Genomic DNA, 1,402 nt, shown 5'->3' on the forward strand with positions numbered 1-1,402 from the left:
CGCCGTCGGGCGGGGTCGTTGATCCACGCCTGCTGGGGAATCTTCGGCGGCATCGGCCGGCGGTTGAAGCGTTCGGGATGCTGCTCGAACGCGACTGTGAGGGTGGCTGCCCGTTGCTCGCGGACGAGTTCGGCGGTGCCGAAGTGGACGCTGGCGGGGGTGTGGTAGCCGATCCCGGAATGCCGGTGGACGTGGTTGTAGTGCGAGATGAACGCATCCATCCACTCCCGCGCGTGGGCGAGGGAATCGAAGCGTTCGGGGTAGTCCGACTGGTACTTCGTGGTGCGGAACTGGCTCTCGCTGAACGGGTTGTCGTTGCTGACCCTGGGCCTGGAGTGGCTACGGGTCACGCCGAGATCGAGGAGCATTTGGGAGACCTGCTTGGAGGTCATCGAGGTGCCCCGGTCGGCGTGCACGGTGTGCGGCACGATGCCGTTGCGGTCGATCGCCTCACGGATCAACTCCTCTGCCCGTGCGGCGGATTCGGCCGCCTCGACGGTGTGGCCGACGGCGTAGCGGGAGTAGATGTCGAGGATCACGTACCCGTGGAACCAGATCCCCTTCGCCGGACCTGCCAGGCGCGTGATGTCCCAACTCCACACCTGGGAGGGTCCGTTGGCGACCAGCTCGGGAATCGCGCGGGGCGGATGGGTCGCCTGACGGCGGCGTTCACCGTCCTGCCCGGCCTCCTTCAGGATCCGGTACATGGTGCGCTCGGAACAGTGGTAGCGACCCTCGTCCAGCTCACGTGCGTAGATCTGCGCGGGCGGCAGGTCCACGTACTCGGGCCGGTTCATCAGCTCCAGCACCGCCTGCCGCTCGACGGCCGACAGCGCGTTGACCGGCGCCGGACGCGGCGCCTTCGCCCGGGGTGGGGCAGGGTTCAGCCGCCGGTGACGGGTGGCCCTGGAGCGTCCCGTCAGACGGCATGCCGCCACGATCCCGACGTGCGGTGCGAGCTGCTCGACCAGGGCGTGAAGGTGGTGTTCGAGGACGTCGTTCAGTCCGCGCTGTCGGAGACCGATTCCAACAGCGCGACAGCTTTTCCCAGCACCTCCACCGCGGCCCGGTTCTTCGCCAGCTCCTTCTCCAACCGCTCCACCTGCCTGCGCAGCTTGTCGTTCTCGGCCTCGGCTGGGTGCTTCTTCGGCCGTGCGGGGCTGGTGCGGTGGTCGGTCAGCCTCTCCAGCGCGCCGGCGTCCCGGGCCTGGCGCCACTCGATGATGTGCGAGTGGTACAGCCGCTCCCGGCGCAGGATTGCGCCCTTGTCCCCGGCGGGGGCGGTGTCGTACTCGGCGACGATCCGCAGCTTGTACTCGGGGGTGAAGCGGCGGCGCTTCGGCTTCGGGGCGGGATCCTGCCCGGAGGGCTTGGTGCTGGTCATGCGGGTGATGCTCCTGTC

At 68.7% G+C, this 1,402-nt stretch carries 1 pseudogene; it reads right to left on the reverse strand.

The features are described from left to right. Positions 1 to 1,384, reverse strand: a pseudogene (locus IEZ19_RS49805) (IS3 family transposase); the annotation flags it as partial. Positions 1,385 to 1,402: the final 18 nt, after the last annotated feature.

The organism is Streptomyces brasiliensis, from assembly GCF_014647875.1.
Taxonomy (GTDB): Bacteria; Actinomycetota; Actinomycetes; order Streptomycetales; family Streptomycetaceae; genus Streptomyces; species Streptomyces brasiliensis.